Origin of the sequence: Flagellimonas sp. (assembly GCF_965222555.1) — a bacterium.
In the GTDB taxonomy this organism is placed as follows: domain Bacteria; phylum Bacteroidota; class Bacteroidia; order Flavobacteriales; family Flavobacteriaceae; genus Flagellimonas.
Genome location: NZ_CBDCUG010000001.1, coordinates 536,430 through 549,339, shown reverse-complemented (window position 1 = coordinate 549,339; position 12,910 = coordinate 536,430). Strand labels below are relative to the sequence as shown.

Sequence of the window (12,910 nt, the reverse complement as noted above, 5' to 3'; positions counted from 1 at the left end):
TGGATGAGCTGTTGCACCAGATTCTGGAAAAGCTGAAATCTAATTTTACTGGCATAGAACAGAAAACGGTTGTCCAAATGTTGCCGGCATATGAAGAACTCCTTTTTCGCAAGGATAAACCTTCAACCTTTAAAGGTGCGAAAGGTGAAATTTATATGGGTTTTATCCGAGGAGTGTCACCCAATGGAAAACTCCTTATAGAGTTGGAGGATAAAATATTTAAAGAATTTGGATTGAAGGAGGTATCGCTCCTGTATTAGCTTATTTTGTCCATGTTGGACGACAAAGTTTCCATGAAATTGGTGATGGGAGATTTGATCATCATGGCCATCATAGCGTTGAATTCCCCTTCAAAGCTCAATCCTATTTCACTTTCATTATCTCCCAAAGCTTCAATGTTTCCAGTCAAAGTAAAAGGCAATTTGTCACTAGCTGCACCTAAAACCACTTTTTCATTGGGAATATGCTCCTTAAGCCGAAGAATGATTTCGGGCATACCTTTTAAGGCAAACTTGAAGGTTTTCTCATCTAAAACCTCAAATTTGTCAATGTTGTCAGGCATAAGTGTTTCAAAATTTTTGATGTCAGTTAAAAAATCAAAAACCTCTTTGTCACTTTTTGCTACTTTCTTTTTAGGAGTTTCAATGTGCATATTGTTCTATTGTTTCCATTGTTGCGGATTGGTTTTCCACTCCAATAATGTTTGTTGATGTGATTCTTTGATGTAATTGGTTTCAGAGGCTTGCTCGATTAAATGATTATAGTCTGAAAGCGTGTGCAAGCTTATATTTTCACCTTCAAAATTGGAAGTAGCCACAGAAAACCCATAGGTAAAAATGGCAATCATGCCCATTACATTCACTTGTTGCTCTTTTAAGGCCTTGACAGCATTTAAGCTACTTTTTCCAGTACTTATCAAGTCCTCGATTACCACAACATTTTGACCAGATTCTAAATAACCTTCTATTTGGTTCTGCCTTCCGTGCGATTTTGGTTCAGGTCTTACATATACAAATGGAAGGCCTAACGCTTCTGCCACTAAAATTCCAATTCCTATGGCACCGGTAGCTACTCCGGCAATAACATCAGGTTTTCCGTAAAGTTTCTCCACTTGTTTTGCCATTGCTTCCCGGACAAAGTTTCGTACTTCAGGGTAAGAAAGCATAATTCTATTATCACAATAAATGGGAGATTTCCAACCTGAAGCCCATGTAAAAGGATTTTCAGGTTCCAACTTAATTGCATTAATTTGCAGCAACAGTTCGGCAGTTTTTTTTGCAGTGTCCTTGTCTAAAACCATTGCGCAAATGTATAAAGTTTTTGTTAATGAGTCTCCACTGATTTTAACAAATGAGCGCCAGGATAATTCCAACGGAAACCTCTTTACGTTAGATGGTGATTCTATATTGATGGCCATAGATTCTTTGGCCAAAGGCCGGCTGAAAGAAGCTTATGTTTATCACCCAGACGAGGAAAAAATGCTTGATGTTTTCATGCATAAAATTCCTGTTGTAGTTGCTGGAGGTGGATTTGTGACCAATGCCAAAGGCAAAGTGCTGTTTATTTACAGAAATGACAAATGGGACTTGCCTAAAGGAAAGGTGGACAAGGGGGAATCCATTGAAAAGGCGGCAATTAGGGAAGTAGAAGAAGAAACAGGGGTGAAAGGTTTGCTGATAGATAAATTTCTTCAGACCACATATCATATTTTTCGAAGAAATGGCGAGTATAGATTGAAGCAAGTTCACTGGTTTGCCATGTCAACCACTTATGATGGTAAATTGGTAGGGCAGAAAGATGAGGGGATTATGAAAGTGAAGTGGAAAGGCCGCAAAAAAATCAAGAAGGCCCTGAAAAATTCATATCACAATATTAAAATCCTTTTTAAGGACTGGCCTAATCCTGGGGCAGAATAGCAACCGCTCCGCTCCCTTTGGCAATTCGATAAACAGGATACCTTAAATAAGGCTCTTCCCTATGCTTTGAACGTTGGTAGATCCAATCCAATTGCGCATACCAATCTTGGGAAAAATCCGTGTCCGTAGCCTTTTTCAACAAGAAACTTTCACGTAGCAGGGAATCCTTTTTTAACATGTCCAAAGCTACATCTTCGAAAACATAAGGAGAGAACCCTTCTTTTTGTTGAAGTACAGTGTCGAAGAAATTCCAGTTAAAGAACGAATCTGCCCCTTGGGGTTCCAAAGTTTCCAATAGATATCTTATTCCCGGTTGATTGGTCGGCACTACATAATCCCCCTCCCTAAAAGCTACTTTTGAAAAACTCTTATCCACAGTTGTGTTAAAATGGGGGTAGTGTCCTTCGTATGGAGTCTTTCTGGTATCATAATCTAAAACTTCATAAGATTCCACAGTTAGAACGGTGTCCTTTTCCAGCTCAAAATAATGGATGTCATTTGCATGTAACCTGTCCATGACGTCATCCCAGCTTTGTTTTACAATGTATGCCGCGGGAACCTTGATGGTATCAGCAGGAAAATAATGGTTGTAATAGGCGGTCTCTTTTGTAAATGGTTTGTCCCTGTTATATTTTAATCGGGTCAGACCTGTTACTTCACTAGTGATATGGTCGGCTTCGTATCCTTTAAAATTTAATGTGGAGGTTTTTGTGGTATCCAATTGCCAATTAAAATAATACTCCTTAATATTTTGATTTTCCACCAAAGCCTCTTTCCGAAGTGACAAGATGGTATCGTGTTCCTTGTCAACAATGTCCATCATACTTTTCATGAGTTCATATGTACCCCTAACCCTTTTTTTATAAGGTTTGAGCATATGGGTTTCCACCATTAAACCCAAAGTATTCCATAGTGTGGTATAACCGGTGGAGTATCGTGGATGGTCCATAAATTGACTAAAACCAAACTCTGGGGGTCTATTGAATACATTCACATATGGGGTAATATCCCAATTACTGTCCGATAAGGATTCTTCCAAACTGGGCATAAGTTGTTCATGCAGATACTTACCCATTTTACCTCCCATTTTATTGTGTTGAGTAAAAAGATGGGTTAGGATATATTGATAATCTGCCCCATTGCTCACATGATTATCTATAAATATGTCGGGCTTTACCAAATGAAAAATCTGGGTAAAGGTTTTTGCATTTTTGGTATCCATTTTCACAAAATCCCTGTTGAGGTCATAGTTTAGGGCGTTACCTCTAAAACCATATTCCAAGGGTCCATTTTGATTGGCCCTGGTATTGGAATTTCGATATAAGGCTCCTCCAACATTATAAATGGGAATGGTAACCAAAACTGTTTTTGCGGAAGCGGGCAGTTTTTTCGTGGCCAAGTCCCGATAAAGAAGCATCGTGGCATCAATACCATCACTTTCTCCAGGATGTATGCCATTATTTATTAGAATAATGGCTTTTTCATTTCGTAAACGATCAAAGTTGAAATCCCCATCTGGGTTGAATGTGACCATATGCAAAGGATATCCGCTGTCTGTTTCTCCAATGGTCTGAATATTGATTTCTGGAAAATCTTTGGCCAACTTTATGTAGAAAGCTATAGTTTCCTCATACGTTGCTGTTTCTTTACCTTGGGAAACCTCATAAAAGGTTTGGTAAGAGGCTACTTCATCTTCGGTTTTGGTCTCACAGGATAAACAAAATATCCCTATTGCAATAAGAACTGAGTACTTCAAGGTTGTGGGATGCTATTTAAAAGTAAAAATAAGAAAATCAATTTCTTATGATAAAAATAGACAATATTACCATTATGAAGCTATGTTGATTCTTTTAAGATCGCTGGCGTCAATTTTGTAAATGGGTTTATTTTTGAAATTAAGATAATGCAGACATTTTAATCTAAAGTGATTCCACTTTTGGTAATCCGAAGGATCAATGGAAGAAGTAATCACGTTAATGATTATTTTTTTCTTTACATCGAGGTTTACAAACTCCTCCAAAAACTCCCATCCATCCATAATGGGCATATTAATGTCCAAGAAAATAACCTCAGGAACAGATTCTTCATTCTCCATTCTTGCCAGTAGGTCATCCAATGCCAATTTTCCATTTTCAAAAGCGGCAATATCTTCACAATCAGCTATTGTTTTTAGCATTTTTTTGATACCGAAAATAGCAATTGGATCATCATCTATAATATATATGCTATTGATTTTCTTCATTGAAATAAACATTGAATGTGGTTCCCTTGTTCACTTCACTGCTCACGGTTATATTTCCACCCATAGCCTCAATTTGATTCTTGATGATATATAACCCTAATCCCCTGGCATCCTTATTATTGTGGAAGGTTTTGTACATGCCGAAGATTTTTCCACCATATCTGTCCAAATCAATGCCCAATCCGTTATCCGATATGCTAAAAATAACGGTCCTGTCCTGCTTTTTAGCGTTTAGTTCTATAAACGGACTTTTGTTGGGGTCGCTATATTTTACTGCATTGGTTATAAGGTTTAGGATAATACTCTCCAAGTAGGCCGGAACACTCGATACGGTGAGATCCGATGGAACTGTATTCCTGAATTCTACTTTGTTTTTTTCTAAGAAAGCGGACAAGTTTTGCCTTACCCTTGTAATATTCTCGGAGAGATTTAAAGATTTCTTGTCTAAATTGACGTTGGTGCTTATATCAACTACCTCGTTCAAATTTTCTAAAGTGTCTAGTAAGTTGTCCGAAGCATGAGTTAACATGTTCATAATTCGGTCTTTCTCTTTTTCATCTTTTTCCTTGACCAGAAAATCCAACAGCATAGAAAAGTTGGCAGTATGGGATCTAAGGTTATGGGAAACTATATGTGCAAAATTGATAAGTTTTTTGTTTTGTATTGCCGTTACGTTGATGAGATTCCTTAGTTCATCTTCTTTTTGTTTTAAATTGGTAATGTCCATGCTCATTCCAATGAGACCATAAGCCTTGCCCTCTGTATCCAAAAGGGGGATTTTGGATGTCAAAAAATTGGTGGACCTGCCATCTTTTCTCACATTTATGGTTTCTCGCCCCAGCATGGGTTTAAGCGTACGCATTACCTCTAGGTCTTCATCCCTGGAAATTTGAGCGATTTCCTGATCATAGAGGTCAAAGTCTGTTTTTCCAATAAGGTTTTCCGGGGTGGTGCCCAAATAATCACATTCCGATTTGTTTACCAGTATTTTTCGGGAATCAAGATCCTTGACAAAAACATTTAGTGGCAGATTATTGATCAAAGTGGTCATGAGCTGTTCACTTTCCTTTGTTTTAGCTTCTGCCATTACCTGATCATGAACATCTTGAAAAGTTCCAAAAAGCTTCTCTATTTTATTGTTCTTTTTAATTGCCCTTCCTCCGGCTATGATCCAGCGTTCCTCTCCTTTTTGGGTGACAATGGTCAAACGCTCGTTAAATGGGGTGCCATCTTCCAAAGCCTTGTGGAACAACATTGATATTTTATTTCGGCAATAGCCACTTTTGTAAAAGTCTATGGCTTCAGTCACAGTGGGTTCGTAATCTGAGGGAACTTCATGAATTGCTTTGGTTACATTGGACCAGGTGAGTTTTTCTGAAGCAATATCGTATTCCCAACTACCAACTTTAGCTACCTCTGATTTTGTTTTTAGTAGATTTTTTGTGTGTTCCAGCTCTTTTTCCTTTTCAACTTCTTGGCAAATGTTTTCAGTCTGTATAATAGTGCCGACCATATTTTCGGTTTCGTCGAACCAAGGGACAAAGGTGCTTTTATACCATTTCGTATTTGCTCCATCAATTTTTTTATGTCGAATGGAATATCTTTTGGTTTTGGATAAACATTTTTCCAATTCTTTGCGATTTACACTGTTGTGCTTTAAAAAGAAATCGAGAATGTTTGTGCCCAAACCGTTGTTTGTGCCCAGCTCAAAATGAGCAATCCAAGAGTCCGAAGCATCAACCAAAATGTTGTTGCTATCTACCAGTGCGGTTGGACTAGGCAATTGTTTTAGTAGGTAATGTCGGGGGATGGTTTCAACTATTTTCAAAATGTGAGGTTAGATTTGGGTTTTGAAATTATAAGAAATTTCTTACTAAAATAGTGCTATTGCAGAAGAGAGGTCACAGAATGTTGTGAATCGTTAGAATTCTGTTGTTTCTTCGATGAATGGTAGGGTTGGCCAGTTGGATCTTCCATTGATCTAGACTGGTGCAACAAATGATTGGGTCAGGGGGAATTATGGTTTTACCACCACGGTATCAGGAACCAAACCGGTATAATCACCTCCGTTTCTGATTACATCCCTAACAATTGATGAGCTGATAAAGGATTTGCCCGAAGAAGTAAGTAAAAAAACAGTTTCAATTTCCGAAAGCTTTCTGTTGGTATGGGCTATGGCCTTTTCAAATTCAAAATCTCCTGGGTTTCTTAGACCTCGTAAAATAAAATCAGCATTTACCTTTTTACAAAAATCAACCGTAAGCCCTTCGTAAGTTACCACCTTAATTTTGGGTTCATCTTTAAAAGCTTCTTCAATGAACCTTGTTCTTTCCTCAAGGGAAAACATATATTTTTTGTCAGCATTTACACCTATGGCTATCAACAATTCATCAAACAGGGTTATGCCTCTTTTAATAATATCATAATGCCCCAATGTAAGGGGATCAAATGAACCGGGGAAAATAGCGCGTCTCATGCTTGGAAAGTTTGTTTAAAAATACTGTTTTCTATCGTAATGCCTCTTCAATGGCACTGCCAAACAGCTTTTCGAGTGATATGCTCGCTTCCATGGCTTGTTGTGGTAAAATACTTTCTTCCGTTAGCCCGGGGGTGGTGTTGACCTCCAATAAATACGGAATGTCTCCAATAAATATAAACTCACTACGTGAATACCCTTTTAACCCTAAAATTTTATAAATGGATGCTGCTAATTTGGTGACATTGGTTTCTTGTACCTTGGAAATTCTGGCAGGTGTTATTTCTTGCGATTTTCCTTGATATTTCGCTTCATAATCGAAGAAATCGTTTTCAGAAACTATCTCGGTAATTGGCAACACCTTAACCTCATTTTCATAATTTATTACCCCGACGGACACCTCGGTTCCATCCAAAAAAGATTCTATGATAACTTCATTGTCCTCTGAAAAAGCAATATCAATGGCTGCCTTTATTTTTTCCTTTTTATACACTTTGGAAATGCCATAACTGCTACCTGCACGGTTGGCTTTTACAAAGCATGGTAGTCCAACTTTTTCCACAATGGCCTTTTCGTCTATGGTATCACCAAGGTTTAAATAGTATGAAGTGGCACAATGGATTCCATAGGGTTTCAAGACGCTTAATAAATCCCTTTTGTTAAAGGTAAGTGCAGCTTGATAATGGTTGCATGACGTTTGCGGAATGCCTATTAATTCAAAATAGGCCTGTAAAATACCATCTTCCCCCGGGGTGCCGTGTATGGCATTAAAAACGCAATCAAAATGTACTTTTCCTTGGGATGTGTCAATGCTAAAATCAGATTTGTTTACCGGTGATTCTTTGTTGTCATCATCCAAATAGACCCATTTTTCCGTAGTAATTATGATACGGTATGGATTATACCGAGACTTGTTCAAATGTTGATAAACCACGTTGCCGCTTTTTATCGAAATTTCATATTCACTGGAGTAGCCACCCATGATGATGGCGATGTTTTTTTTCATCAGCTTGTCGAATATCACTATGTCAAAGTAAAGAAAAAAGGACTGGCTTTCCTATATTTGTTCCGATAAGGTAGTATGCATGAAACATTTTTTGAGCTTTCTAAAAAGTAGAGTTTTCCTGATTCAATTAGGTTTGGCATTGGTAGTGCTTATCCTTTTCGTTTTCTTGGCATTGAAATGGTTGAAGAGTTCAACAAACCATGGAGAGTTTGTTGAGGTTCCCGATTTTTCGAAGATGTCCGTAATGGATATGCGCAAGGCGGTAGAGAATGTAGGATTGCGCTATCAGGTATTGGATTCATCCAACTACAACCCGGACTATCCCAGATTTTCAATTCTTGATCAGAATCCACCTGCTGGTAATAAAGTAAAAGCCAACAGGAAGATTTATTTTACAGTGAACCCATCTGGATATAAAAAAGTTACTGTACCAGATATCATTCAAGTAACACAACGAAATGCATCATCCATGCTCAGGGCGGTAGGTTTGGATGTACAGAGGGTGACTTACAGGGATGAACTAGGTAAGGATATGGTTTATGGAATGAAGTATAAAGGGAAGTATATAAAACCTGGCGATAAATTACCAAAAACATCAAAAATTGAATTGATCTGCGGTAATGGCAAAATACCTGGCAGTGCCCGTGTACAGGCTGATTCTGAATAATCATGAGTGCTTTGGAAAACCAAGAGCCATCCCAAGACGAACTTTTTGAACACCATAAGTTTGTAGCTTCCAAGGGTCAAGAACCGCTGAGGGTGGATAAATTTTTGATGAACTTTATTGAAAATGCCACTCGAAACAAAATTCAACAAGCGGCAAAACAGGGTCATATTTGGGTAAATGAGAACATTGTAAAGCAAAATTATAAGGTGAAAGCCGGAGATGAGGTCAAAGTGATGTTTGAACATCCTCCATACGAGTTTTTACTGACCCCAGAGGATATTCCACTTGATATAGTTTACGAAGATGACACCTTGTTGGTGGTAAATAAACCGGCAGGAATGGTAGTGCACCCTGGCCATGGCAATTATTCAGGTACACTGATCAATGCTTTGGTGCATCATTTTGACAATTTGCCAAAGAACAGTTCTGAACGACCGGGATTGGTCCACAGAATAGACAAAGATACCTCTGGACTTTTGGTCATTGCAAAAACAGAAGCTGCAATGACCCATTTGGCCAAGCAGTTTTTTGACAAGAGCAGCGAACGGGAATATTTGGCCTTGGTTTGGGGCAATGTTACTGATGATGAAGGAACGATAGAAGGGCACATTGCCAGAAATCCGAAGAACAGATTGCAAATGATGGTCTTTTCTGATGGTGAACAGGGCAAGGAAGCTGTAACCCATTATAAAGTAGTGGAACGGTTGGGCTATGTGACTTTGGTATCATGCAAGCTGGAAACCGGTAGGACCCATCAGATACGGGTGCACATGAAATACATTGGGCACACATTGTTCAACGATGAACGCTATGGTGGAGATAAGATTCTTAAGGGCACCACATTTACCAAATACAAACAGTTTGTGGAAAATGCCTGTAAAATACTGCCGAGGCAAGCACTTCACGCCAAAACTTTGGGATTTGAGCATCCCGTTACCCGAAAGCTAATGCAGTTTGATTCAGAGTTGCCTGAAGACATGGTCAATTGCATAGAAAAATGGCGAAACTATGCAAAGCATAGTGAACAATAGTTTTCTTCAATTGTAAGATTGATAACACCTTTTGGCTTAATTGCCCAAAATCCAATTACATCGTTATTTTTACTAAAAATTAAATTGATGAAAATTGTTATCTCTCCGGCCAAGTCACTCGATTTTGAAACAACCTTGCCCACAGCACAATATAGCCAACCTGAATTTTTGGAACAATCCGTGAAACTCAATGCAGTTTTGGTGAAGAAAAAACCGAAGGCTTTGTCCAAATTAATGTCTATTTCTGATAAGCTTGCGGAACTTAATTGGCAAAGAAACCAACAATTTTCACCACCATTCACGCCAGAAAATGCAAGACCGGCTGTGTATTCCTTCAATGGCGATGTGTACCAAGGTCTTGATGCCTATTCCATTTCGGAAGATAAACTGGAGCAACTTCAAAATACCCTCCGAATCTTGTCGGGATTATACGGGATTTTGAAACCTTTGGACTTGATTCAACCCTATCGGTTGGAAATGGGTACACAATTGAAAGTGGCCCGGAAGAAAAATCTTTATGAATTTTGGAAAAAACAGCTGACGGAGTACCTAAATGCTGAGTTGGAAGATGAAGAATTATTTATCAATCTTGCCAGTAACGAATATTTTGGTGCAATTGATGAGAAAAAACTAAAAGTCCCCGTCATAACCCCCATTTTTAAAGATTGGAAAAATGACAAGCTTAAGGTTATCAGTTTTTTTGCAAAAAAAGCACGTGGTTCTATGGTCAGGTATATTCTTGATAAAGATGCCCAAACCTTAGATGACATTAAGGGATTCAATTATGATGGATATATGTTCAGTGCTGAGCATACCTTAAAAGAGGACCAGCCGGTGTTTGTGCGTTAGAATTCAATTTTCGATAGACTAAAGGTGTTAGGGAAGAAGACTACATGGCATTAAATTGTGATGGAGCTAAAATATCTATGGCAGTTCCGCATTTATCACGATCTTTGAAGGTTCAATAAGTAACACAACACACTAACCGAAAAATCCATGCAGCAGTCTAGACGTCTTGAAGAGTTTAAAAAATCGGTAACCAACAAGTTCAACATCTATAACAGCCTTTTTTTAAACCTACCTTATAGAAATATTGAAAATGTGGGGATGCTTATTCCTCTTTTGTTTGAGCAATGTGAAAAAGGGCTTAATGAAGGGAAAAATCCCCAGGAAATCCTGGAACACTTTTTCACCCATTTTGTTGAGATCAAGGATGAACGTGAGCGGTTGGATTTTATGTTCAGGATCATACAATATGTAGAGCGTCAGGTGGTACTTTATGATAGTGTTGAAGATTCAGCTTTTCCAAAATTGCAGGAATACACCAATTCACTATCCATTAAAGATTATTTTGAACTGGTAAATCGTACCAAAAACTGGGAAAATATTTCCAAAAAACTGTCCACTTTTAGCGCAAGGATTGTACTTACGGCGCACCCTACGCAGTTTTATACTCCTGCAGTACTGGACATTATTGCGGAACTGAGGTCACTAATTGATGACGATAGAATCCATGATATAGATTTGACCTTGCAGCAGTTGGGACTTACCTCTTTGGTGAATGCTAAGAAACCAACACCCTTGGATGAGGCCAAAAACATCATCTACATATTAAGAAATACGTATTACGATGCTGTGGGCGAGCTTTTTCAGTATGTGAAAAGTAATATTAGGGATGAAAATTTTGACAATTACAACATTTTAAAACTGGGTTTTTGGCCTGGTGGAGACCGTGATGGAAACCCATTCGTGACTGCGGATATTACCAAAGAGGTTGCCGATGAGCTTAGGCAAACCTTGATGAAATGCTATTATAATGAGCTCAAGGAATTGCGAAAGAAACTGACTTTTAAAAATCTTCAGGACGATTTAAATGGTTTGAGCAATAGATTGTACAAAGCCATGTTCGATGTGACCGCAAGCATTGGCTATGAAGAAATTATTGAACGTCTGAACGGAATTCGTGAGAAATTGATTTCCGATTACCATGAGTTGTATTTGAACAAACTGGACCAGTTTATTGATAAGGTTCATATTTTCAAGACCCATTTTGCAACCTTGGATATTAGACAGGATCATAGCAAACATGCATTGGTGGTTGAAACAATTCTGAAGCAGCAAGGGGCCATTAAGGAAAACGTTGAAGAACTGAATCAAAAGGAGCTTTTGCAATGGTTGTTGGATAAAGATGTGGAGCTTGATGCTTCCAATTTTAGTGAGGAAATTGTAAAAGATACAATAACCAACATTCAGCAATTAAAAGAGATTCAGACCAAAAATGGAGAGCAGGGATGCAACCGATATATCATCAGCAATTCCGAAGATATTTATGCGGTATTGTTTGTTTTTGGACTGTTTAGGTGGTGTGGATGGAAAGCTGATGAGATTACTTTTGATATCATCCCACTTTTTGAGACCATGAAAGGGATGGACGCCTCAGAAGAGGTGATGCAAACATTGTTCAATACACCTGTTTATCGCGAGCATTTAGAGCGAAGGAACAATACGCATACTATAATGTTGGGCTTTTCTGACGGAACAAAGGATGGAGGCTATCTAAAGGCCAATTGGTCCATACTTAAAACCAAAGAAACCTTGAGTAGAGTGTGCAAGGAGAATGATATTAAAGCCATTTTCTTTGATGGTAGGGGAGGACCACCAGCAAGAGGGGGAGGAAAAACCCACCGCTTTTATGCAGCGCAGACCAACGATGTGGCCAATCATGAGATTCAGTTGACCATACAAGGGCAGACCATTACCAGTACCTACGGTACCAAGGAACAGTTCATGCATAATTCAGAGCAGTTGCTCACTGCCGGACTTAGCAATAATCTGTTTGGGGAAGAACACGTAATTTCCGATAGCCAGCGAATCTTGATTGAGGAGCTTTCGGAATTGAGTTATGACACGTACAATGATTTAAAGCAGCACGAAAAATTCATCCCATATTTGGAGCACCGTAGTACATTAAAATATTACACAAAAGCCAATATTGGTAGTAGACCGGGCAAACGTGGGAATAAAAAGCAATTGGAACTTTCCGATCTAAGAGCCATATCGTTTGTAGGTTCGTGGAGTCAGTTAAAACAAAATGTCCCAGGTTATTTTGGATTGGGAACCGCTTTGCAAAAACTAAAGGATGAAGGAAGACTGATGGAAGTCAAAAAATTGTACAATGATGTTCCTTTTTTTAAGGCTTTAATGCTGAACAGTATGATGTCTTTGGCCAAGACCAACTTTAACCTGACCGGTTATATGAAGGATGACAAGGAGTTTGGTGAATTTTGGAACATATTGCATGAAGAATACCAATTGTCCAAAAAGATGCTTCTCCAAATTTCCGGACTCAAAATTTTGATGGAAGATGAAGCCGTTTCTAGGGAATCGGTTAAGATTAGGGAAAAGATTGTACTTCCCTTGCTGGTCATACAACAAAATGCCTTGTATTACATCACCCAAAATTCTGAATACAAAGAGCTTTACGAAAAAATTGTAACAAGGTCCTTGTACGGTAATATTAATGCGAGCAGGAATTCAGCTTAGGGTTTTGTTTTATTTTTGAATTTTAAGCC

At 38.5% G+C, this 12,910-nt stretch carries 12 protein-coding genes and 1 pseudogene; 6 read left to right on the top strand and 7 right to left on the bottom strand.

Annotated features, from left to right (window positions below; all coding sequences use genetic code 11):
• Positions 1–260 (top strand): annotated as a pseudogene (locus ACOQO1_RS02480) (biotin--[acetyl-CoA-carboxylase] ligase); the annotation flags it as partial.
• On the opposite strand, the gene ACOQO1_RS02475 reads toward ACOQO1_RS02480, so the two are convergent.
• Positions 257–652 (bottom strand): SRPBCC family protein, encoded by a 396-nt coding sequence (locus ACOQO1_RS02475; protein ID WP_420601269.1) that lies wholly within the window; start codon positions 650–652, stop codon positions 257–259. The pseudogene ACOQO1_RS02480 and the gene ACOQO1_RS02475 sit on opposite strands and share 4 nt — an antisense overlap.
• Before the next feature lie 6 nt (positions 653–658).
• Positions 659–1,300 (bottom strand): orotate phosphoribosyltransferase, encoded by a 642-nt coding sequence (pyrE, locus tag ACOQO1_RS02470; protein WP_420601268.1) that lies wholly within the window; start codon positions 1,298–1,300, stop codon positions 659–661.
• A 7-nt stretch (positions 1,301–1,307) separates the two neighbouring features.
• Here pyrE and ACOQO1_RS02465 point away from each other — a divergent pair, with 7 nt between their 5' ends.
• Positions 1,308–1,916 carry an NUDIX hydrolase gene (locus ACOQO1_RS02465; protein WP_420601267.1) on the top strand — a complete coding sequence of 203 codons (609 nt, stop codon included), beginning with the start codon at positions 1,308–1,310 and terminating at the stop codon, positions 1,914–1,916.
• On the opposite strand, the gene ACOQO1_RS02460 is transcribed toward ACOQO1_RS02465, so the two are convergent.
• The 5 genes from ACOQO1_RS02460 to ACOQO1_RS02440 form a co-directional block, all read right to left on the bottom strand.
• The gene (locus tag ACOQO1_RS02460) at positions 1,897–3,672 is read right to left on the bottom strand and encodes a M14 family metallopeptidase (RefSeq protein WP_420601266.1); all 1,776 of its coding nucleotides are present in this window, start codon (positions 3,670–3,672) and stop codon (positions 1,897–1,899) included. The genes ACOQO1_RS02465 and ACOQO1_RS02460 overlap by 20 nt on opposite strands.
• A gap of 72 nt (positions 3,673–3,744) precedes the next feature.
• Complete coding sequence (locus ACOQO1_RS02455; protein ID WP_420601265.1) at positions 3,745–4,158, bottom strand: response regulator transcription factor; 414 nt, start codon at positions 4,156–4,158, stop codon at positions 3,745–3,747.
• Positions 4,142–5,986, bottom strand: a complete 1,845-nt coding sequence (locus ACOQO1_RS02450; protein ID WP_420601264.1) for a PAS domain-containing protein — start codon at positions 5,984–5,986, stop codon at positions 4,142–4,144. Before ACOQO1_RS02450 ends, ACOQO1_RS02455 begins: the two co-directional genes overlap by 17 nt.
• A 189-nt stretch (positions 5,987–6,175) precedes the next feature.
• Positions 6,176–6,634 carry a pantetheine-phosphate adenylyltransferase gene (gene coaD / locus ACOQO1_RS02445; protein WP_420601263.1) on the bottom strand — a complete coding sequence of 153 codons (459 nt, stop codon included), beginning with the start codon at positions 6,632–6,634 and terminating at the stop codon, positions 6,176–6,178.
• Between the two features lie 31 nt (positions 6,635–6,665).
• Positions 6,666–7,640: a D-alanine--D-alanine ligase gene (locus ACOQO1_RS02440; RefSeq protein ID WP_420601262.1), complete on the bottom strand. Its 975-nt coding sequence runs from the start codon at positions 7,638–7,640 to the stop codon at positions 6,666–6,668.
• Positions 7,641–7,719: 79 nt separating this feature from the next.
• Here ACOQO1_RS02440 and ACOQO1_RS02435 point away from each other — a divergent pair, with 79 nt between their 5' ends.
• From ACOQO1_RS02435 to ACOQO1_RS02420, 4 genes are all read left to right on the top strand, one after another.
• Positions 7,720–8,307, top strand: a complete 588-nt coding sequence (locus ACOQO1_RS02435; protein ID WP_420601261.1) for a PASTA domain-containing protein — start codon at positions 7,720–7,722, stop codon at positions 8,305–8,307.
• 2 nt (positions 8,308–8,309) lie between these two features.
• Positions 8,310–9,338 carry an RluA family pseudouridine synthase gene (locus ACOQO1_RS02430; RefSeq protein WP_420601260.1) on the top strand — a complete coding sequence of 343 codons (1,029 nt, stop codon included), beginning with the start codon at positions 8,310–8,312 and terminating at the stop codon, positions 9,336–9,338.
• 87 nt (positions 9,339–9,425) lie between these two features.
• Entirely contained in the window at positions 9,426–10,187 is a 762-nt protein-coding gene (gene yaaA / locus ACOQO1_RS02425; RefSeq protein ID WP_420601259.1) for a peroxide stress protein YaaA, read from the top strand.
• 147 nt (positions 10,188–10,334) lie between these two features.
• Complete coding sequence (locus ACOQO1_RS02420; RefSeq protein ID WP_420601258.1) at positions 10,335–12,881, top strand: phosphoenolpyruvate carboxylase; 2,547 nt, start codon at positions 10,335–10,337, stop codon at positions 12,879–12,881.
• Positions 12,882–12,910 lie beyond the last annotated feature (29 nt).